The sequence below is a fragment of the Embleya sp. NPDC059213 genome, assembly GCF_042754445.1.
Classification (GTDB): Bacteria; Actinomycetota; Actinomycetes; order Streptomycetales; family Streptomycetaceae; genus Embleya.
In genome coordinates, this window is record NZ_JBHZAV010000175.1 from 1 (window position 1) to 19,018 (window position 19,018).

At 70.8% G+C, this 19,018-nt stretch carries 14 protein-coding genes and 1 pseudogene; 9 read left to right on the forward strand and 6 right to left on the reverse strand.

What is annotated here, in order from left to right; all coding sequences use genetic code 11:
* The 5 genes and pseudogenes from ACFXMF_RS38345 to ACFXMF_RS38365 all read left to right on the forward strand — a co-directional run.
* A pseudogene (locus ACFXMF_RS38345) lies at positions 1–1,390 on the forward strand (aldehyde dehydrogenase); the annotation flags it as partial.
* Complete coding sequence (locus ACFXMF_RS38350) at positions 1,386–2,303, forward strand: catechol 1,2-dioxygenase (protein ID WP_379990055.1); 918 nt, start codon at positions 1,386–1,388, stop codon at positions 2,301–2,303. The pseudogene ACFXMF_RS38345 and the gene ACFXMF_RS38350, both read left to right, overlap by 5 nt.
* A complete protein-coding gene (locus tag ACFXMF_RS38355; RefSeq protein WP_379990054.1) occupies positions 2,300–3,151 on the forward strand; it encodes a fumarylacetoacetate hydrolase family protein in 852 nt (283 codons plus the stop codon). The genes ACFXMF_RS38350 and ACFXMF_RS38355 overlap by 4 nt, the downstream gene beginning before the upstream one ends.
* 64 nt (positions 3,152–3,215) lie before the next feature.
* The gene (locus tag ACFXMF_RS38360; protein WP_360319556.1) at positions 3,216–3,404 is read left to right on the forward strand and encodes a ferredoxin; all 189 of its coding nucleotides are present in this window, start codon (positions 3,216–3,218) and stop codon (positions 3,402–3,404) included.
* Between the two features lie 3 nt (positions 3,405–3,407).
* Positions 3,408–4,592, forward strand: a complete 1,185-nt coding sequence (locus ACFXMF_RS38365) for an NAD(P)/FAD-dependent oxidoreductase (protein ID WP_379990049.1) — start codon at positions 3,408–3,410, stop codon at positions 4,590–4,592.
* 15 nt (positions 4,593–4,607) lie between these two features.
* Here the strand turns inward: ACFXMF_RS38365 and ACFXMF_RS38370 are convergent, their stop codons facing one another.
* The 6 genes from ACFXMF_RS38370 to ACFXMF_RS38395 form a co-directional block, all read right to left on the reverse strand.
* Positions 4,608–5,867, reverse strand: coding sequence for an MFS transporter (locus ACFXMF_RS38370; protein WP_379990048.1), 1,260 nt, complete (start codon positions 5,865–5,867; stop codon positions 4,608–4,610).
* A 10-nt stretch (positions 5,868–5,877) separates the two neighbouring features.
* Positions 5,878–6,408 (reverse strand): GNAT family N-acetyltransferase, encoded by a 531-nt coding sequence (locus tag ACFXMF_RS38375; protein ID WP_379990047.1) that lies wholly within the window; start codon positions 6,406–6,408, stop codon positions 5,878–5,880.
* Positions 6,398–7,618 (reverse strand): type III PLP-dependent enzyme, encoded by a 1,221-nt coding sequence (locus tag ACFXMF_RS38380; protein WP_379990046.1) that lies wholly within the window; start codon positions 7,616–7,618, stop codon positions 6,398–6,400. The genes ACFXMF_RS38375 and ACFXMF_RS38380 overlap by 11 nt, the downstream gene beginning before the upstream one ends.
* A gap of 35 nt (positions 7,619–7,653) precedes the next feature.
* Positions 7,654–8,967 carry a DUF6271 family protein gene (locus ACFXMF_RS38385; protein WP_379990045.1) on the reverse strand — a complete coding sequence of 438 codons (1,314 nt, stop codon included), beginning with the start codon at positions 8,965–8,967 and terminating at the stop codon, positions 7,654–7,656.
* A complete protein-coding gene (locus tag ACFXMF_RS38390) occupies positions 8,949–10,016 on the reverse strand; it encodes a phytanoyl-CoA dioxygenase family protein (RefSeq protein WP_379990043.1) in 1,068 nt (355 codons plus the stop codon). Before ACFXMF_RS38390 ends, ACFXMF_RS38385 begins: the two co-directional genes overlap by 19 nt.
* Before the next feature lie 1,014 nt (positions 10,017–11,030).
* Positions 11,031–11,723, reverse strand: a complete 693-nt coding sequence (locus ACFXMF_RS38395; RefSeq protein ID WP_379990042.1) for a type 1 glutamine amidotransferase — start codon at positions 11,721–11,723, stop codon at positions 11,031–11,033.
* A gap of 189 nt (positions 11,724–11,912) precedes the next feature.
* Between ACFXMF_RS38395 and ACFXMF_RS38400 the strand changes: the two genes are divergently transcribed.
* The 4 genes from ACFXMF_RS38400 to ACFXMF_RS38415 all read left to right on the forward strand — a co-directional run bounded on the left by ACFXMF_RS38400 (position 11,913) and on the right by ACFXMF_RS38415 (position 18,978).
* On the forward strand, positions 11,913–13,445 hold the full coding sequence (locus tag ACFXMF_RS38400; RefSeq protein ID WP_360319572.1) for a hypothetical protein: 1,533 nt from the start codon (positions 11,913–11,915) through the stop codon (positions 13,443–13,445).
* A complete protein-coding gene (locus ACFXMF_RS38405; protein ID WP_379990041.1) occupies positions 13,438–16,113 on the forward strand; it encodes a hypothetical protein in 2,676 nt (891 codons plus the stop codon). Before ACFXMF_RS38400 ends, ACFXMF_RS38405 begins: the two co-directional genes overlap by 8 nt.
* 155 nt (positions 16,114–16,268) lie before the next feature.
* Positions 16,269–17,987: an amidohydrolase gene (locus tag ACFXMF_RS38410; protein ID WP_379990040.1), complete on the forward strand. Its 1,719-nt coding sequence runs from the start codon at positions 16,269–16,271 to the stop codon at positions 17,985–17,987.
* A gap of 778 nt (positions 17,988–18,765) precedes the next feature.
* A complete protein-coding gene (locus ACFXMF_RS38415) occupies positions 18,766–18,978 on the forward strand; it encodes a hypothetical protein (RefSeq protein ID WP_360319578.1) in 213 nt (70 codons plus the stop codon).
* Positions 18,979–19,018: the final 40 nt, after the last annotated feature.

The window sequence follows — 19,018 nt, forward strand, 5'->3', positions numbered from 1 at the left end:
GCCTTCACCGACATCTCGCCCATCGACGGCAGCACCCTCGGCGAGATCGCCCGGGGCCGCCGCGCCGAGGCGGACGCGGCGGTTGCCGCCGCGCGGGCCGCGTTCCCCGCCTGGGCCGCCACAGCGCCCGCCGAGCGGGCCCGCCTCCTGCACGCCGTCGCCGACGGGGTCGAGGCCCGGCTCGCCGACCTGGCGATCGTGGAGACCACCGACAACGGCGCGCTGCTGCGCTCGCACCTGCGCGGGGTGATGCCGCGAGTCGCCCACAACTTCCGCTTCTTCGCGGACTGGCTCACCGAACACCTGGGCCACGACGACTTCGACACCCGGGGCCACGGCAACCACGTCTCGTGGGACGCCGCCGGGCCGTGTGTGCTGATCACGCCGTGGAACGCACCGCTGATGCTGGCCACCTGGAAGGTCGCCCCGGCGCTCGCGGCCGGCAACACGGTCGTGCTCAAGGCCGCCGAATGGACGCCGTTGACCGCGTCGTTGCTCGCCGACATCACCGCCGAGGCGGGCCTGCCGGCCGGCGTGTTCAACGTGGTCCAGGGCTACGGCGACGAGGTCGGCGCCGCACTGACCGCCCACCCGGACGTCCGCCGGATCAGCTTCACCGGATCGGTGCCCACCGCCCGCCGGATCGGCGCCTCGGCCGCCGCCAACCTGACCCCGGTCAGCCTCGAACTCGGCGGCAAATCACCGCTGTTGGTCTTCGCGGACGCCGACCTGGAGTTGGCCGTCGAGCTCGCGGTCGAGCAGTACGACAACGCCGGTCAGGTCTGCCTGGCCGCGACCCGGCTGCTCGTGGACGCCTCGATCGCCGACGAGTTCACCGCCCGCTTCCTGGCCCGGGCGGGCACCCTGGTCCAGGGCGACCCGCGCGAGACGGCCACCGACGTGGGCCCCAACATCCACGCCGACCACGTGGAGCGGGTGGACGGCTTCGTGCGCCGCGCCCTCGACGCCGGTGCCAAGGCGCTGCTCGGCGGCGGGCGCAACACCGACCTGGGCGGCCGGTACTACCGCCCCACACTGCTCACCGACGTCGCGCAGGACAGCGAGATCGTCCAGGAGGAGGTCTTCGGCCCGGTCCTGACGCTGCAGACCTTCGGCACCGAGGCGGAGGCGATCGAACTCGCCAACGACACCCGATTCGGGCTGGCCGCGACCCTGGTGACGGGGGATCGGGAACGGGCCCGGCGGGTCGGCGGGCAACTCGTGGCCGGCACCTTGTGGGTCAACTGCTTCTTCGTCCGCGACCTGCGCGCGCCGTTCGGCGGTTCGCGGGAGTCCGGCATCGGCCGCGAGGGCGGCTCGTGGAGCTTCGACTTCTACTGCGACCTCAAGAACACTGTGACCGCGCCGAACGGATGGCACTGACCATGGGCGAGATCGTCGGCGCCGGCATCCTGGCCCATTCGCCCACCATCATGCTGCCGCGCGAGGTCCGGCACGAACTCAACGAGGGCAAGGAGATCAGCCTGGTCCCGGCGCTGGCCCGACTGCGCGCCGAGGTGTTCGAACGGCTCGACTACGACACCGTGGTGGTCTTCGACTCGCACTGGGCGACCACCGTCGAGTACGTGATTGCCGCGCAGCCGCACCGCAGTGGGCTGTACACCTCCGAGGAACTGCCGCGCGGGATGCGGCAGATTCCCTACGACTTCCCCGGCGATCCGGAACTTGCCCGGGCCACCGCGAACTTCGCGCAGCGACACGGCACCTGGATCACCCCGATCGAGGATCCGTACCTGCCGATCCACTACGCCACCGTCAACCTGTGGCACCACCTGGGCGTGCCCGGCAAACGCTGGCTGGGCATCGGCTGTTGCCAGACCGCGGACGTCGAGGACAACCTGCGGCTGGGCCGCGCACTCGCCGACGGCATCGCGGCCACCGACCGCAGGGTGCTGCTGGTGGCGTCCGGCGCCTTCTCGCACACCTTCTGGAACCTGCGCGAACTGCGCGCCCACGAAGCGTCCGACCCGGTGCACGTGCGCACCCCGCAGGCCCGCGCCGCCGACGAACAGCGGATCGCCTGGATGCAACGCGGCGATCACGCGAGCGTGCTCGCCGGCATGCCGGACTTCCTGCGGTACAAGCCCGAGGCGCGTTTCGGGCACTACCTGATGATGCTCGGCGCGCTCGGCGAGGAACGGTGCACCGCACCCGGCCGGCTGCTGGGCGACTACGAGAACGCCACCGGCACCGGTCAGGCCCACGTCTGGTTCGACCGACCCGCCGGCGGCTGGACCGCCTCCCATGCCCGAACCACCACCAGCCAAGGACACCTCGCATGAGCAACACCGAGTATCGCCGCATCCTGCTCGACGGCACGACCGTCGAAGTCGTGCGCAGCGGAGCCGAGTTGATCGCCGCCGACGGCAGACGCACCAGCGTCGCCGAGGCCCGGCACCTGCCGCCGGTGCAACCCGGCAAGATCATCGCGGTACATCTCAACCACCGCAGCCGGGTCGACGAGTTCGGCACCACGCTGCCGCCCGCGCCGACCTACTTCCACAAACCCACCTCGTCGCTGAACGCGCACGGCGGTGCGATCGTGCGCCCGGCGGGCTGCAAGTACCTCAACTACGAGGGCGAGATCGCCATCGTGATCGGCCGCACCTGCCGCAACATCGCCCCGGCCGACGCGGGCGCCTTCATCCGCGGCTACACCGTGGCCAACGACTACGGCCTGCACGACTTTCGGGACACCGACGCGGGTTCGATGCTCCGGGTCAAGGGCTCGGACACGCTGTGCCCGCTGGGCCCCGGCTTGGTCGAGGGCTGGGACTTCCGCGGCAAGACGCTGCGCACCTACGTCAACGGCCTGGTGGTGCAGGAGGGTTCGACCGACGAGATGGAATGGGACATGCACTACCTCGTCGCCGACATCGCCCGCACGATCACGTTGGACCCGGGCGACGTGCTGCTCTCCGGCACGCCCGCGGGCTCGCGTCCGGTGCGGCCGGGCGATGTGGTCGAGGTCGAGGTCGAGGGACTGGGTCGACTCGCCAACCACATCGTGGAGGGCCCGACCCCGATCCGCGCCGACTGCGGCGCGCAGCCCACCGAGTCCGAGGAGGTGCGCTCCACCGCACTGGGCGGCGACTGGGAGTTGCGCGGCGTCCGGGCACCGCGGCGCTGACCGTCCTCGCCGCCACTTCCTTCCCCACTCCAGTCACCTCACCGATCGGAAAGGACCACCACCCATGAAGGTCGTCGTCGACATGGACCGGTGCCAGGACCACGGACAGTGCGTGTTCTCGGCTCCCGAGGTCTTTCGGATCGACTCCGCCGGCCGGCTGGAATTCGTCGCCGACCCGGACGACGCGCTGCGCGAGTCGGTCGAGGAGGCCGCCGACGTGTGCCCGCTCCAGGCCATCACGATCGAGGACTGAACCATGACCGCTCCCCGAGTCGTCGTGGTGGGCGCGTCGATGGGCGGCCTGCGGGCCGCCGAACAACTGCGCGCGGCGGGCTGGCACGGCGCCCTCACCGTGATCGGCGACGAGCCGCACATGCCGTACAACCGGCCGCCGTTGTCCAAGGACGCCCTCGCGGGCGGACTCGCGCACGCCGAGGTCGCCTTCCGGCTGCGGGCGAGTTGTGCGGACGTGGACTGGCGGCTGGGCCGCCGGGCCGTCGGCGTGGACCTGGGGCGGCGGCGGATCCGGCTCGCGGACGGCGAGTCGGTGTCCTACGCGGGCCTGGTGGTGGCCACCGGCCTGCGTCCGCGCCGGCTGACCTGCCCGGGACCGCGCACGGGGCGACACGTCGTACGCACCCTCGACGACGCCCGACACCTGCGCGCCGCACTGGGCCCGGGCCGCCGGGTGGTGGTCGTGGGCGCCGGCTTCATCGGCTGCGAAGTGGCCGCGACCGCGCGGTCGCTCGGCGCCGAGGTGACCGTGGTGGCGCCCGAACCGGAACCCATGCACCGCCCGCTCGGCGCCGACCTCGGCGCGGCGCTGCGCCGGCGGCATCTCGCCCGCGGCGTGCGCTTCGAACTCGGGCGCACCGTGCGGCACACGACCGGCGAGCGACACGTGCGCGGCGTGGTGCTGGACGACGGCCGGGAACTGCCCGCCGACGCCGTGGTCGAGGCGATCGGCTCGATCCCGAACACCGAATGGCTGGCCGGCAACGGCCTCGACCTCACCGACGGGGTGCGCTGCGACGCCCTGCTGCGGGTCGAGTCGCGCCCGGACGTGGTCGCGGTGGGCGACGTGGCCCGGTTCGCCAATCCGCGCTACGACGACGTACCGCGCCGGGTCGAACACTGGAGCATCCCCACCGACAGCGCCAAACACGCGGCCCGCACGCTCGCCGCCCACCTGGCCGGCACGGACTGCGCGTCGACGCCGTTCGCGCCGCTGCCCACCTTCTGGTCGGACCAGTACGACCAGCGCCTCCAGTCGTACGGTGCGCCCGGGCTGGGCGGCGCGGACATCCGCCTGCTCGAAGGCGACTGGGACGGAGACTGCGCGGTCGGCTACCACCGCGCCGGCGCACTGGTGGGCGTGGTGGCGCTGGGTGGGCGGGCGATCGCCCTGGCCGCGAAGTACCGCCGGGAGCTGGTCGCCTGACCGCCCCCGGCGGGCTCAGCCGCCGGTGAGCGGCTCCACCTCGGGCGTGGCCTGCGGGCGTGGCTCGACCGCCGCGCCCTCGGCCCGCGCGGGCGGGTGGGCGTCGTCCGGGCCGGTCCAGCGGATCCGGCCGGCGCACACCGACACCAGCATCGCCGACCCGGCCACCGCGCCCATGCCCCACACCAGGCTGCTGCCGCTCGCGATGAAGCCGATCACCGCCGGCCCGGCGAGCAGGCCGGTGGTGCCCATCGCGGCGACCAGGGCCAGCGCGTCCGAACCCGCCCGGGCCGCCGCGACGTAGACGCACGGCGTCACGGCGGCGATGCCCAACCCGACACACGCGAAGCCGATCAGCGCCGGCACCACGCCGCCCACCAGCAACGCGACCGCCAGCCCGACGCCGGCCAACGCGCTGCCGATCCGAACGATCCGGCCGTCGCCCCACCGACTGCGCCACCCGTCGGCGAAGACCCGGGCCAGTACCATCATCACCGAGACCACCGCGATGCCCAGCGGCGCGACCTCCGAGGCCGCGTGCGCGACATCCTTCATGTACAGGGCCGACCAGTCGTTCATCGCCCCCTCGGTGACCGTGCCGAACGCCATCGCGGCGCCCATCCAGACGGTGACCAGGGACGGCAGGGCCCACCCGCGCCGGCCCGGCCGCGTGGACTGCTCGGCCTCGGCGGGCTCGGCCGCCGCTCGATCGGCCGGCAGCAGGGCAGGCCGGGCGTAGGCCAGGAGCAGCAGCAACAACCCGGCGGCGACCGCGAAGTGCGCGGCCAGGTTCGAGGTCAGCGCGTTCATCCCGGAGGCGAGCAACGCGGCGCACAACGAACCGGCGCTGAACGTGGCGTGCAGTTGCGACATCGCGGTGCGCCGGTACCGGACCTCCAGCGCGGCGCCCTGCGCGTTCATCGCCACGTTGAGACAGCCGACCGCGACCCCGTCGCAGCAGATGATCACCAGCGCGACCGGGTAGTTCGGTGCGCCGGCCAAGGCGAGCAGCAGCAGGCCGAGGGCCAGGGCGGAGGACAGCGCCAACCGGCGTGATCCCAGCCGTTCGGTCAGCACCGCGACGAGCGGGAAGGAGGCCGCCGCGCCCGCGCCGCAGGCCATCAGCAACAGGCCCACCTCGGCCTCGCTCAGGCCCAGTTCCGCCTTGATCGCGGGCAACCGCGAGGCCCAGGTGGCGTATTGCAGCCCGAGAAAACAAAACAGTGCCGCGATCGCCAGTTGTGCCCGGCGAAAATCGTCGCGAACGCGAAACATGTGCATCGGCCTACTTCGCCTTCCGGGGATACACCGGTTCGGATCTGCGCACCGGCGTGGACATGTACACCGCGCCCGCGCCGTAGCCCGGCGCGAGCGCCACCTCGGGTACGGCGTCGAACGCGTTCGCCGACCAGAAGCCCTCGCTGCCGCCGACGGCGATCAGCGAGATGCGTTCGTACTTCTTCGCCCGGGCCGTCGCGGTCAGCCGGTGCAGGAGTTCACGGGCCAGGCCGTTGCCCCGCACGTGCCGGGCGACGACCAGGTCGTGCAGGTGCAGATTGCGCGAGTGGTGCACGACCTGCTCCGGCCGGGACAGGTCCGGATAGCGGAACATCGGGTAGGGCAGCGCCAGCAGGTAGCCCGCCGGTCGTTGCTCGTAGTGCAATACGAAGCAGGTGGCCGGCGAGGAACGGGCCCGGGATCGCAACGCGTCCCGTCCCTCGGACAACGCGCCGGCGGAATAGGTGGCCGCCTCCAGCGCGACGATGGCGTCCCAGTCGCCCTCGGCGATGCGCCGGATGTGCACGTCATGTCCCATCCACACCACCCCCCTCCGGCCATACGTCGAGGTCGGACGAGGGATCCCACGCCGGGTCGGGCCCGCCGCCGACCCAGGTGTAGGGAAGCGGGGCGAATCCGTTGAACCCCCGGGTCGTGTAACTGGTGACGTAGGCGCCGCAGGAGACGATCCACACCGGATCCCCCGAGGCGACTCCCCGGGGCACCGGCACCAGGTCCTCCTCGTACGGGTAGGTGTCGTCGCTGTCGCAGGTCGGTCCGGCGACGACGGCCGGCACGTACTCCGTGTCGGGGTGCGTGGGGAAGACCAGCCGATACTGCAATTCGTCCATCTCGTACAGGCCGTTGAACTTGCCGCAGCTCAGGTAGAGCCAGAACTCGCGTTCACCGTCGAGTTGTTCGCGGGCCGACAAGCGGGAGACCCGGGCCCGGATGGCGCCGTTGTCGGCGACGAACCAGCGGCCCGGCTCCATCAGGAAGTCCAGCGGCGATGCGGAGAGTTCGCGGAGTCGTTGGATGCCCTCGCGGATCACCACGAAGATCTTGTCCAGCGGCGGATCCAGCGGCCGGCCGTGCCGGTCCAGGTAGCCCAGGGCGGGCAACCCCCCGCCGAGGTTGATGTGGTCCGGGGCCGTCCCGCGCCGATGCAGCTCCGCGAGCACGTCCGCCAGTCGGTCGAAGGCGTCCTGCCAGGCCCCGGCGGTCATCTGTTGCGAGCCGACGTGGACGGACAGGCCGGCCGGAGCCAGCCCCAGCGCCCGGGCCTCCTCCAGGATCAGCACGGCATCGGTTCCCGAGCAGCCGAACTTGCGGCTCAGGCCCCACAGGGCACCCTCGCCACTGGTGGCCAGCCGGCAGAACACCCGGGCGCCCGGGGCGTGCTGCGCGACGGCGCGCACGTCCTCGATGCTGTCGGTGGCGAAATCCCGGATCCCGAGCCGGTATGCGTCCCGGATGTCCCGGTCCGACTTGATGGTGTTGCCGTAGTGGATGCGGTCGATCGGTACGCCGGTGGCGATCGCCTGCTCGATCTCGCGCGGACTCGCCGCGTCGAAGCCGGCGCCCTTGCGGGCCAGGCAGGAGAGCACCTCGTCGACGGGGCATGCCTTCATCGCGAATCTGACCGAGATGTCGGGCAACTCGGCGAGCAGCGTCTCGTATCGCTCCTCGATGCCGGTGAGATCGAAGACGATGCGATCGTCGGTGGAAGCCGTCAGGGCGGTATGCATACGTGCGTTTACGTGCATGATGGGTCCGGGTCCCACTATCCGTGCGGTTCGTGGACGCTCGTGGCCTTGCTTGCGTGGATCAGTGCCGCCCACGCCTCGATCAGCAGCACGAAGTCTTCGATGTCCGCCCGGGCCTCGTCGAGCAGTCGCGGGCCGAGGGCGGACAGCGTGTCGGCGAACTCGGCGTATCTGCCGCCCAGGCTGCGGTAGGAGCGGTCGAGACTGTGCAACCGGCGTACGTTCTCGGCCCGATCGCATCGGGCGCTGTCCCGGGCGAGTGCGGCGACGGCGGCGGGCCGCAGGCGTTGTTCGGCGTCGAGCAGCGCACCGCCGGCCGTCGCCATTTCGGCGTAGACGGCGTTGAAGTAGAGCATCGACAGGAAGAACTTGGTCAGCCGCAGGTGATAGGCGGCGAAGCCCGCGTCGGTGCGCCGTTCCTCGGTGTGGAAGTTGACGATGTTGCGGTTGTGCAGCACACCCGGCAACTCGGCGTCGTGCACCAGGTGCATGAGGAAGTAGTCGCTGCCGATGGTGTCGGTCGCAGGCGGCAGCGGTACCCGCTCGTACACCTCGTGGCGGAAGGCGATGTTGCACATGTCCAGCCGCATCGGGTCGACGATGGTCAGGGTCGAGTGGTCCCGGACGAAGGGGTCGGTGCCCGCTCCGGTGAAGGATTCCTCGACCAGTCGCCGCTTTTGTTCGGCCGACCATTCGGGCGGGGCCCACAGGCTGACGATGTCGAAATAGGCTGCCGGGTCCAGGCGTTGGATCTCCCCGATGTCCACGGACATTTCGCCGACGAAGGAACTGCCGGCCAGCATCACGGGTTTGTCGGCGTGGACCGGATCCAGGACGGTCTCGCTCACGCCGGACGCCGCGTCCCGGGCGCGTTTTCCCAGCGAGGTCAGCTCGGGCCGGATGGGGAAGATCGGTTCGCCGTCCAGCGTCTGATAGCTGCTGTCCGAATCCCGGCGGTGCATCGATGCGCACCCGAGTGCGGCGGCGATCAGGAAGGCACGATTGGTGCAGGCGCCGTAGGAAACGGCGGCGGGCAACATCAGGTCGAGATACCGGTCCGGCGGGTCGATACCGGCGCGGTCGAGGACCCTGCGCAGGAAGTGCCGCTGGGCGGCCTCGTCGAGATGGTGCACGATCACGTGCGGCGACGCGGGCAGCGCGTCGACGGTCTTGGCGTGGATCGCGAACGTGGCCCGTTCGCAGGAGTCGAGGATCAGCAGGTGCACCTCGACGTCGAAGTGCCGCGCCGCGTAGGCGGCTTCCTCGCCGATGGCGGATATCGTGGCGGTGCAGGCGCGGTTCGTGGGCAGGGTCAGGCAGATTTTGTGCATGCCGGCTCTCCGGTGAACTGTTCGGTGTCGTGCCCGTTCCAGGATTCGAGCCCCAGGAGTTTCCTGCCGAGGTCGTTCAGCGTGGCGGTGCCGTAGCGCAGCGATTCGTGCCTGGTGGCATCGCCGACGAGGGTCTTGTTCCAGTCCGGTGTGCTCAGTCGACGCCAGGACTCGATCCGGGATCGGCGTTGTTCGTGGTGGGATTCCAGCGCCGGCATCATGGACAGGTACTGGACCGCGCGGACGCCGTTCGCCGAGCCGTTGCGGGCTACCCCGTGGGCGAGCAGGCCGTTCCAGATCAGCAGATCGCCGGCTTGGAGTTCCGGTCGGATCACCGAGAATTCGGTGCGGTCGGCGGCGGGCCGGATGGCATCCCGATTCGCGGGTTGACCGGCCTTCCACTCGCCGAACCGGCGGAACAGCTCGGGTGAGCACTGGAATCCGCCGTGCTCCGGCCGGGTCGCGTCGAGCGCGATGATGCCCTGGACCCGTTGCGGCGGCACTTCGAGGGTGGTGTCCACGTCCCAGTGCAACTCGATGTCGAATCCCTGGTCCGTGGGTGCGATGTGCGCACGATCGCGGTCCCGGATGTTGGGCGGGTTCAGGTTGAGGCGATCCAGGGTCACCCACAACTGTTCGCAGTCCCAGACGTCGACGAACGCGTCGTAGACGCGTTGTGTCTGGCGGCTGTCCCAGATGAGCTGATGGTGGTACGCCTCGACGAATCCGTAGATGTGCAGTTCCCGGTCGAGATCGGAGCGGAACTCCCGATCGTCGGAGTACCAACCCTGCGGCTGTTGCGGATCCAGTCCTTGGAAGTCCCAGGCGAATTCGAGCAGGCGGGCCGCGGCGGCGGCCGGGATGGCCTCGCGCACCACGATGTACCCGTAGGTCTGCCAGAAGTCGAAGTCCTCCTCGGACAACACGCGAAGAGGTCTGGACTTCTTGAGATCACGCAGTGGTGTCGGGGCCAGATACGTCTCGCCGTCCGCACTGAAGTAGGGGATGTCGGAGGCTGCTCGATACGGATAGGGGTCGGGCGTCGGCATGGGTTCACTCCAAGGCTCGAATTTTCCGTGGCTGAGCGCACATCGACCGCACTCTCGGCGGTTGATCGATCGGGTGTCGGAGGTGGGGTTCGGGCGCCGCGACCGATGTCGGGAACGGTCTCGATGTGGTCGCCGGCGAAGTCGCCGTGGTCGTCCGGGATCGGCCGGTCGAGCCGGTGGCATGGCGAAGCAGCCTTCCGGAAAAGGCGGTTCGCATACGCGGCGGGTGTTGGGGAGATGCCCTGGGGCTGCCGTCCCGGCCGGCGGCGTCGTGCCGCGGACCGATCAGGGACGGTCGCCGGTGCATCCTCGGCGGAGCGCCGCGCCGCACGCCGGCGCGGTTGCGCCGACGGTGGACGGTGGCGTCGCGTGAGGTTGTCCGGGATCTGCGGAGGCTCGTCTGTACAGCGGTGGCTGTGATGGCTCGCAGACGCCCGTGGGCGACCGATGGCGGCGAGTGGACCCTTCGTCGACCCCGGGTCTCCCGACCCACGGCGCAGCTTTGCGAAGGGCCGAACGGGTCCCGACGGCAGGCGGACTCGGTCGGCGAGTGCGCTACCGCACCGGGTCGGTCAGGCGGCGGAGGTTGTGGTTCTTCGTGATGACATGGCTGGGTTTGCCACCTTCTCGTACGCGGTGCCCGCACGGGTCGTGGAGTGCTCGTGACGGATCCGCGGTGCGGGCCGGCCGGTCCGCTCGATCAGCCGACGGCCATGCCGGAACACACCTCTCCGATCCCCGTTCCACTAGGTTGGTCTAGACCAACTTTCAGTGTCAACCCCCGCGTTGATCCTTTTTGCAACCGCCCGTGGGCGCACGGTGACGGATTCGGCGGTTGTGTCGGGGCGCCCGAAGAGCCGACGCGGAAGACGGGATGGTAGGGCAACTTGTTTACGGGGATGGCGAGTTCGTGCTGAACCCTGGATGAACACGGCGGCTTCCGGAGTGTCCCGACCACGGACGCCCACCGGGGGCTTTCGGGCGCCGCTGCCGCGTGCCGCTGCCGCGTGCCGCTCAGATCTCGGCCACGTCCGCCAGGAACGCGTCCACCAGCGCCGCGGCCCGCTCCCGAGCCCCCGGCTCCACCCGCCGCAACGCCTCGACGTCCAGGCCGAGGTCGCGGACCTGGGCGTCGCCGCCACCGGCCGGCCACGCGGCCACGATCCCCGGGGTGACCTCGGGATGGAACTGCACACCGAGCGAGCGACCCACGACGTACGCCTGCGGCCCGGCCGCGGACCGGGCGATCGCCCGCCCACCCGGCGGGACGACGAATCGGTCGAAGTGCCACTGATACCAGGGGCCCGTCGGGATCGGCGTCGGCTCGTCCGACTCGACCGTGTGCCACCCCGGTTCGAACGCCGGTGCCCGCTCCACGCGCCCACCGAGCGCCGCGGCCGGCGCCTGCGCATCGAAGCAGATCCCCAGGACGGGTACGTCCGCCCGGACCGCCTCGGCCGGCAACGCGAGTTCCCCGCCGATCCAGCTCCCTATCGTCGCGCTGTCATAGACCGACCACGGCGCCCCGAGCGACACCACCACGTCGAAATCGCCGGCACTCGGAAAGTCGAACCGCACATCGGGCGCGTGAAATCGCTCCTCGGGCACCACCGTCACCTCGTGCAACGCGAACCCGCGCTCGACCAGCCGCGCTCCGACATACCCGGCATGCGACTGATGCTCACGGCGAATGATCAGGGCGCGCACCAAGGGCCTCCGAAGATAATTTGACCCCAAACGATAAGCCGATCCGCCGCCGAACCACAAGGTCGGGTGTCGACCGTGTATCCGGAACCTCTGCACGATGACGATGGGTTGCGTCACAATGACTGACCGGTCGCCTGCTCGAACGGAGTCGGGGCGGGTGGCGGGAAAATGCCGAAACACGGGAGTGGTGTGGCAGGGTCGACCGAGCATGCGACAACCGCCGGCGAAGACGCGACCGCCGCCGGGGTCGTCGATGGACCCGGGTGGAGTCGCCCGGGTCTGGACATCGCCGCAGGCCGGTTCCCGCTCTCGGTGGAACGGCACGTGATGCACATGGTCGGCGAACTGGTGCCGGGCGTGACCACGGGAACGCCGCACGCGCGCTACTACGCACTGCACGGGCTGGTCGCGGAGCACGCCGACGCGAAGGGGCTGACCGTCGAGGCCGCCCAAACGCTGCTGCGCCGTGCGGAAGTGGCGCTGGCCGCCGTGTCGTTCGCGCATCATCCGCAGGGCCTGGAGTGGCTCCCGCGTGCCCATGGCGTCGACGCCATGGCCCGACGGTTACAGAGCGGGACGGTCACCATGGCCGAGGCGGAAGTCCCCGGCAAGGACGGCTACGTGCGCAACGCGTGGGGATTCTGGGGACCATACGCCGGATCCGAGACCGCGCTGGGTATTCTCGCCCCCGGTCCGATGCCGGTGCCCGGAGCACTGCTCGACCGGACGGCGGTGCGTCACGGATTGGGTGAGGTGCTCGAACTCGCCGCCGAGGACGAGCTGCATGTGGACGAACTCGGCGCATTCGGCGAACGGTTGTGCGTGTGCGCCGACGGGGACCGTCCCGACGGGGCGTGGTTGGCGAAGCTGATGTGCGGCCCGGGCGGATCGACCGACGGGGGTGCCCGCTCGCGGACGCGGCGAGAGACGATTCGACTGTTGGCCCGGGTGGTCGCCACCCACCACGTCACCTCGTTCACCCGGGACGTCGGTCCGGTCCTCGCCTTCGGCGACTTCCTGACCCGTGATGTCGTGACCCGCGAGATGAACGTCGCCGCCGCCTGGCGTGGGGTGGTGTTGCGGAACTACTCGGTCGGTGCGTGGCGCCGCCTGTGGTCCTGGTTGGTCGAACAGGTGGACGGATTGTTGCCCGTCGAGGAACTGGCCGATCGTTTCGCGGCCGAGTTGCCCGACATCGCGCTGACCGCCTTCCTGTCCGACCTCCCGGCGACGCAGAGCACGACGGGGGTGTCGTTGGCCGCCGAGCACGATCTGCGGTCGGCGGATGATCCGTTGCCCCTGGCCGAGTTGCGCGTCCTCGCCGCCGGCGCTCGCCGGGTGGACGAACTCGCCGGCCCGGCCCGGGAGGCGTTTCTCGGCCGGCGCGGCGTCGAACTCGGCCCGGAGTGGGTGCAGTGGCGACTCGACGAGGCCCGGCCCGGGGGATTGCGCGATCTCGCCCGTCGACTCACCCACGATCTGGTGGCGCGCTCGCAACGCATCGCCTTGGCCAAAGCCCGCCCGCGTACCGACGGTTCGCTGTGGTTGCCGACCCGACTGCACGAGCGCGACGGCCTGTTGTACCGGACCAGCCAGGAGGGGCGCGGCGACGTCGGTCTGCGACTGGACCAACTCGGCACCGTGCTCGCCACTTGCGGCGTACTGCGCTACCGAGACGAGCGCTGGTCGGTGACCGGACGCGGAAAGGTGCTCGTTGGCTGAGACCGCGCCGGAGCCGGGAGTGCCGGCGCCGGGCACGTTCGCCTCGCCGTTGACCCTCATCCTCGACGAGGCGCGCAACGGCGGAGCCGGGATGGAAGAGGCACTCTTCCTCGGCTTCACCACCGACCTCGGCTTCTTCGAGGAGATCGTCCTCGGCGCCACCCAGGCCACCGGAGCACGTGTCACGGTCGTCGGCGACGTCACCATGGCACGCAACGATCCCAGATCGGTACGGCTGGCCGGCCGCAGCTACCTCGCCGGACTGGCCTACGCCGACGGTGCGGCGTTCCACCCCAAGTTGATGGTCCTGGCCGGTCCGGAGCGCGCCACCATCGCCCTCGGCTCCGGCAACACCACCCTGGCCGGCTGGCAGGGCAACGCCGAACTGTGGACCGTACTGCGGGTGGACGGCGAACAAAGCCCCGTCGCACTACCGGACCTGGTGGCATGGCTGCGCGACCTCCCGGAAACGGTGCGGTTCTCCGCCGGGGTGCCGCAGGCACTGGGTCGGGTCGCCGCCCTGCTGGACCGGCTCCACCACGATCGGACCCCGACCGCATCGCAGGTCCGGGTCGTCGGCAACCTGCGCTCGCCCATCATCGACCGGCTGCCGCACGGACCGGTCGACGAGTTGGCCGTGTTCGCGCCCTTCCACGACCGGCGCTCGTCGGCTTTGCGACGATTGTTGCAACGTTTGCGTCCGGGCCGGTTCACCCTCGCCTACCAGCCGGGACTCAGCGATCTGGACGGCCCGTCGGTCGCCGCCCTGGTGCAGGAGTACGACGGCCGAGTCGTCGCGGACCACGACGAGCGGTACCGGCACGGGAAGCTCGTCGAGTGGGTGTCCGGGGGCCGACGGTGGACGCTGACCGGCAGCCCGAACATCTCCTCGGCGGCTTTGCTGCTCGCCCGGGACAGCGGCGGCAACTGCGAACTGGGCATCATCACTCCCGTCTCCGCCACGCTCCTGCCGCCCGGTACCGCCGAGCCCGTCGCCCGACTGCGTACGGTCGTTCCGCCGACCCGCACGCCCGCCCGGGGCGGGCCGTTGTTGCTCGGCGCCATCCGCGTGCCGGACGGCCTGGAGATCAGTACCGCCCGGCCCCTCCCCGACATCGCCCACCTGGAGTTGTCCCCGGCGATCGCCCCGCCGGAGACGTGGGAGCGGATCGCCGACATACCGGCCGGCGAGGTCGCGTGGACCGTGACGGCCTCGGCGGACGCGGGCAGCCGGGTGCGTCTGGTCGTTGTCGACGCCGACGGCGTGCCGACCTTCGGCAACCTCGTGTTCGTGGTCGACCCCGACCGCGCACTGCGCCGGGTCGCGCCGTCCGGGTTCCAGGCCCCCACGACCCGGCCGCCGGACCTGTTCGCGGACTTTCGACTGGCCGAACGTTTCCTGAGCGACCTGGAAGCCCTCCGCGCCGGGCTGCCCTCGGCGGTCGGGGGCGCCTCCGTCGGCAACGCCGGGGGTGCTTCGGGCACGAGGGCAACCCCGGGCGCCGACGCGGGTGGTTGGGAGCGCTATCTGGACGAGTGCGCCGGGCGAGTCGGGCGGCCGCTGGTGCTCTTCGCGCTCGGGCTTCCGGTGGCTCCCGGCCCGAGTGCGCCCGTCCAGGACCTGCTGCCGGTGTCCTGGGACGAGCGCGAGGAGGTCGAGTCGGCTTTTGACGAGGACGATGCCGAGGCGGCCGGGATCGGCGGCGACGCTCCCGCCCTGCCCGACCTTCGGGAGAGCGATCCGGCGGTGCGCCGGCGCTATCGGCGCTGGGTGGAACGTCTCGTTGCCCTCGCCCCCGGTCTGAATCCGCCCGAACGCATGCTCGTCGTGCGGCTGACCCTGTGGACCGCGGCGGCCGGCGCCTGGCCGCAGGCACGCACGGACGAGTGGCTGCCGCTGCTCTCCCGGGCCGTCTGCGCCCTGGATCACCCGGATCACCCGGACCACTCGGGACACCCGGACCACCCGGATCTTCGGGATCTTCCGGAGCGAGTGCAGTCCCAGGTCGGCAGCCTCGCGGCGGTCGCCCTCGCGGTGCTTCGCAGCCACGCCCCGCGCTACGAAATCACCCCGGAGACCCTCGCCTTCAACGCGGCGGCCGCGGCGGCCGGCCGGCTGCTGCCCGCAGCGGATCCCGTCTACATCGCGGAGTACACGTCGCTGCTCGGCGCGGCCTTCGGTCCGGCCGTCGGCCCGGCGGCGGTGCTCGATGTCGCGGCCGACGTGACGCGGAGCGACCCGCTCGCCGACGCCGTGCGGACCCTTGCCGAGCGGGGCCGCGAAGTACACCGCCACGCTCCGTGGTTGCTCCACGTCGAAGGCCGCTTCGGCAACCCCGCACTGGTGGCGCTCGAAGCAGTCGGCGCGGCCGAGGAGGCATCCCTGGTCGGTGCCTGGGCCGGCTCGGGGTCGAACGGCGAACCCTGGGCGCTGGTCGTCTGGCGCCGCCCCGATCTCATTGTCGTCGACGCCCCTCGGTCGAACCCGCTCTGGCGGCACTTCCGACTCGCCGGACTGGTCGGCCCCCGGGCCCTCGCCGCACAGCGGAGCTTCGAATCGGCCCCCTCCGTGTCGCACGGCCCCCGGAACAAGCCCTTCGACCTGGCTTGCCGACTCCTGGGCGAGATGGACCTGGTCGACCCCCGGCCGCCGCGCTGCCGGTCGTAGCCCGGCCGATTCCCGGCGTGCCCGGAACCCGCCCATGGACGTTCGAAGAATCGTCGTGAGGTCTTGTGGTCGGCCGAGGCGATCTTTATCGTTTGGGGTCAAATAATATCGGGTGTGGTGTCCCCGGTGTGTTGTCGCTACGCAAGGAGACCCGGATGCCCGTCTGCGCCGATCTTGTCCTGACCAACGGTCGCGTACTCACCGTGGACGCCGCGTTCACCGTCGCCGAGGCGTTCGCGGTGCGTGCCGGCCGGATCGTCGCGGTCGGCTCGGACGCCGAGATCCGGCCACTGATCGGCCCGGGGACCGAGGTGATCGACCTGGCCGGCCGGACCGCGTTGCCGGGGATCAACGACTCGCATCTGCACGCATGCGCCTTCGGGGCGACCCGCCCGCCGCTCGCCGTCGACGTGTCGTACCCCGCCGTCGAGTCGATCGCCGACATCGCCGCCGCCGTCGCCCGGCACGCCGAGACGCTGCCGCCGGACGCCTGGGTGATCGGCAACGGTTGGGACGTCGGTTACCTGGCCGAGTGCCGATCGACGTCGTCGGCCGGGGCCGACGCGCGCCTGCCGCATCGCCGGGACCTGGACGCGGTGGTCACGGATCGGCCCGTCCTGCTCTACGAGTTCAGTGGGCACACCGCGTGGTTGAACAGCCATGCCCTGCGGGCCGCCGGGATCGACCGGGATACGGTCGCCCCACCCGGCGGCATCATCGAGGTCGACGCCGCCGGCGAGCCCACCGGCCTGCTTCGCGAAGGCGCGCAGAACCTGGTCAACGCGGCCGTACCGCCGATGACTCGGGCCGATCGCGAACGGGCGGTGCGCGCGGCGGTGGCCATCTGCCACGCCGAGGGCATCACCAGCTTCACCGAACCCGGCCTGGGCCCGGGCGGTGGCTCGTTGTTCCTCGGCGCGGCCGGCGCGGACACCCTGGCGGTCTACGCGGACCTGGCCCGCTCGGGCGAACTCGCGGCCCGGGTGAACGTGTTGTTGCTGCCGCTGGCCATGGGCGAGGCCGCCGACGTGTTGCCCGAACGACTGGCCGCGCCGCTCCCGGACGGCATCGCCGACCTCGATCCGCGCCTGTTGCGAATCCTGGGCGTCAAGGTCTTCGCGGACGGCATCCCGCCGAGCCGCACCGCGTGGATGCGGGAGGAGTACGTCGGCGGCGGCAACGGCTGCCTGTGCATGCACGGCGACTCGGACGTCCTGCGGGTGGACGAACTGCGCACCATCGTCCGGCACGCGCATGCCGCCGGACACCAGATCGGCGTACACGTCACCGGCGACCGGGCGATCGACGCGCTGGTCGAGGCGTTCGAGGAGGCCGCGGCGGCGTGCCCGCGCGAGGACGAACGGCACTACGTCATCCACGGCGACTTCTGCACACCGCGCAGCCTGCGCACGCTCGCCGAACACGGCTGGGGCGTGAACATGAACCCGGCGATCAAGTGGACCATCGCCGACCTGATGGACGACGTGGTCGGCCCCGAGCGCTCCGCCTACCAGTGGCCGGTGCGCAGCGCCGTGCAGGCGGGCATCGCGGTGACGGCGAGTTCGGACGCGCCGATCACGTATCCCGATTGGCGCCGCGGGGTGTCCGCGATGATGCTGCGCGAGTCCAAGGCCACCGGCCGGCCCAGCGGCCCGGAGCAGTGCGTGGACCTGGCCACGGCGGTGCGCGCGTACACGATCAACGCCGCGCGCCAGGACTTCGCCGAGGACTGGAAGGGCTCGCTGGAGGTGGGCAAGGTCGCCGACGTGTGCGTCCTGGACGGCGACCTGACCACCGCCGACCCGCACGAGATCGCCGACCTGTCGGTCGCGTTGACCATCTTCGACGGCCGGATCGTGTACACGGCCGAATAGCCCTGCCCTGCCCACCGACGGCACCACCCACCGCGCCGCAAGGCCCCTGGCGGGGCCCGAGCCGCTGCCTGCGGCGACCGGCGGCGGTCGGCCTGCCCCACCGGTCCCGCATCCCACCGAAAGGACCCGCACGCCCGCTCCACGCCCGTGGGTTCGCTGTGCCGGGAGATCGTCCGTCGGGTCGCCGGCATGTGAGGCCGATCCCGGATGCCGGTCCCCGATCCCGATCGAGACCGGGGACCGGCATCCCACCCCACCGGCACCGCACCCCACCGCGCCCCACCGCACCGGCACCGGTTCGCGGCGGGACCGCGCTGCCGGAGTGATGGCCTCTGACGCACCATCAGTCATGGCATCCGGGATTCGTGCATCCCGCATCGATTTTCGAGCCGTCGAATCGTGTGCCGACGGCCTTCCATGATCCTTAAAATTTCTTTTTCGGGCGGCCGGCGGGCCGAGGTGAACGGAATCGATCCGACTGCGCCTCGATCTGTCGTATTTTGCGCGTGTTCTTTTCTTCGCATCGACGGAAGCGATGAAAATCGAGCAGTCATCAAAATCAAAAACGAATGATCTACGACCCGAAATCCCGGGTCGTTTGTTCTCCGTCGTGAACCGTCGTACGCTCCATTCAAGAGGTCATCCTAAAGCTCCGAACGGCCAATTGATCATTCACCTGTTCGGTCCCTCGTCACCGTCGCCTGTCTTTCGGCGCTTTGCCGCATCCATTGCGGTGCTCCGGCTGTCCGAGATATGTGCTGTCGAGGAGGAAAGTCCTATGCGTAAGGCCGGGACCGGGCCCCAGGACCCGAATGAGGAGCGGTGGCGGGCGATGCACGCCTTCACCGCCGTCGAGTTCGTCTCCGCCATGTGTGAGCACGCCGCTTCGCTCGACCACTACGGCGTATCGGCCGAGATCGCCTGGTCGGCCGGCTGGGTGCTCGTGATGGTCGCGATTCTGTACTCCCTGCGCGCGACGCCGCGCGACTGACCAGGTGATCGATTCGTGGGGGGGGGGGGGGGGGGGGGGG